Raw genomic sequence first — 2231 nt, 5'->3', positions numbered from 1 at the left:
ATATTGCATTAAGCAAGGGGACGTTATGCGTGTATTAGCCTTATCGGCTGTGTTTTTGGTGGCATCGATTATCGGAATGCCTGCGGTAGCAAAGGAATGGCAAGAAAACAAAAGTTGGAATGCTCACTTTACTGAACATAAATCACAGGGCGTAGTTGTGCTCTGGAATGAGAATAAGCAGCAAGGATTTACCAATAATCTTAAACGGGCGAACCAAGCATTTTTACCCGCATCTACCTTTAAAATTCCCAATAGCTTGATCGCCCTCGATTTGGGCGTGGTTAAGGATGAACACCAAGTCTTTAAGTGGGATGGACAGACGCGCGATATCGCCACTTGGAATCGCGATCATAATCTAATCACCGCGATGAAATATTCAGTTGTGCCTGTTTATCAAGAATTTGCCCGCCAAATTGGCGAGGCACGTATGAGCAAGATGCTACATGCTTTCGATTATGGTAATGAGGACATTTCGGGCAATGTAGACAGTTTCTGGCTCGACGGTGGTATTCGAATTTCGGCCACGGAGCAAATCAGCTTTTTAAGAAAGCTGTATCACAATAAGTTACACGTATCGGAGCGCAGCCAGCGTATTGTCAAACAAGCCATGCTGACCGAAGCCAATGGTGACTATATTATTCGGGCTAAAACTGGATACTCGACTAGAATCGAACCTAAGATTGGCTGGTGGGTCGGTTGGGTTGAACTTGATGATAATGTGTGGTTTTTTGCGATGAATATGGATATGCCCACATCGGATGGTTTAGGGCTGCGCCAAGCCATCACAAAAGAAGTGCTCAAACAGGAAAAAATTATTCCCTAGAAGTGGTTAGCGCGTATTTGTGTGAAATAGCCGTCATATAAGCTGTAAAGATATATGGACAAAATGCTGATGCTCGATGCGCTTGTAGTTAATGGCTCATACTTAATCGGTTAGGCCTAATCGACTTAAGCTCCGCGCGTTAACTTTTAGCCTGAGCATTAGCATCACATTCCTCAACGTAAAAAGCCTAGCCAATTTGCTAGGCTTTTTTGTTATCTAAATGGTCATGGTCACTCAACATTGGGATGTGTATAAAGGAATGGCGATGTCAGTAAAGGTGAATGCCGCTGCGATAAAGTGCCTAGCCCATCAAGGATTGTAGGCTTTCTTGGCTGCTAAAGCGTTTGACGAAAAAGTCCAAGAAGGCGCTGATATTGGTGGCTAATTGTCTGCGGCTCGAATACACCCCGTAGACCTTAAAGGGTTCAATCGGCCATTCCTGTAAGATTGGCACTAGCTGGCCGTTGGCGAGTTCGGTTTTGCAGGCGGAGTTTGATAGCATTGCAATCCCAAAGTCATCGAGGGCTAACTGCTTAACCATAATCGGGCTATTGACCCTGACTTTACGCTGAAAGTTTACCATGGTTTTGCGAGCACCTTTGCCTAAGGGCCATATGGGTGCTGAGCGGGATGTTCCTAGCAGAATACCACTATGATCGCTCAGCTCCTTAGGTGTTGCGGGGGTGCCGCGTGCTTTTAAATAGCCAGGGCTTGCTACCAGAATTGGTTGACGCTCGAACAGTAATCTTGCAACAAGATCAGAGGATTGCAGTGGCCCATATTTGATAGCTATGTCATATCCTTCACCCACCAAACCTATATCGTTGTCGGTAAACTGGACATCTAATTCCACATTGGGATATAAACGCATGAATCCGCTACAGAGGTTAGCAATTAATTCTTGGCTAAAAGAGACCGGAATGGCTATCCGTAATGATCCTGATACATCATCATGGGTACTCTCGATAACAGCCTTGGCCGCTTCCACCTCATTGCGAATGGAATCACAGTGTTGATAAAAGAGTGCCCCGACTTGGGTAAGACTCAGGTTACGGGTGTCGCGTTGTAACAATCGCACGCCTAGTTGTTCTTCAAGCTGCGCGATTTTGCGACTTATGGTGGATTTTGGGTGGCCGGTTTCACGTGCAGCTTGGGAGAATCCCTTTGCTCTCACTACGGCTGCAAATAGCATCATACCGTTTAAATCTGGCATGTTTTTCCCACTGTCTCATATTTGGAACATAGCGTCTTATGCAGTTTAATGGCATTTGGCGGGATAACAAAGTTATATTTATTGGCTAAAAATTTTCAGAGGCTAAAGCAGAGGATCTTTTGATGACCAGCAATAATCAGCCCAAACACATGACTCAAGCCCAAACGCCCGATCCGCTTTTTTTACAGGCCGAGC

The 2231-nt window shown here is 45.3% G+C and carries 2 protein-coding genes; one reads left to right on the top strand and one right to left on the bottom strand.

The window, feature by feature from the left end; translation table 11 throughout:
• Positions 1 to 25 precede the first annotated feature (25 nt).
• The gene (locus tag ABK821_RS25210) at positions 26 to 823 is read left to right on the top strand and encodes an OXA-48 family carbapenem-hydrolyzing class D beta-lactamase OXA-48 (RefSeq protein WP_015059991.1); all 798 of its coding nucleotides are present in this window, start codon (positions 26 to 28) and stop codon (positions 821 to 823) included.
• A gap of 301 nt (positions 824 to 1124) precedes the next feature.
• Here ABK821_RS25210 and ABK821_RS25205 read toward each other — a convergent pair whose 3' ends face one another.
• Positions 1125 to 2036, bottom strand: coding sequence for a LysR family transcriptional regulator (locus ABK821_RS25205; protein WP_015586033.1), 912 nt, complete (start codon positions 2034 to 2036; stop codon positions 1125 to 1127).
• Positions 2037 to 2231: the final 195 nt, after the last annotated feature.

It is taken from the genome of Klebsiella sp. KE9456 (genome assembly GCF_043832615.1).
GTDB lineage: Bacteria > Pseudomonadota > Gammaproteobacteria > Enterobacterales > Enterobacteriaceae > Klebsiella > Klebsiella indica.
The sequence above is the reverse complement of the archived record's forward strand: the minus strand, read 5'-3'. Positions and strand labels throughout refer to the sequence as shown.

What these genes read in the sequence shown, in the direction of transcription:
- ABK821_RS25210 (WP_015059991.1), top strand. Translation starts at nt 26, where the DNA reads ATGCGTGTATTAGCCTTATCGGCTGTGTTTTTGGTGGCATCGATTATC.
- ABK821_RS25205 (WP_015586033.1), bottom strand. Translation starts at nt 2,036, where the DNA reads ATGCCAGATTTAAACGGTATGATGCTATTTGCAGCCGTAGTGAGAGCA.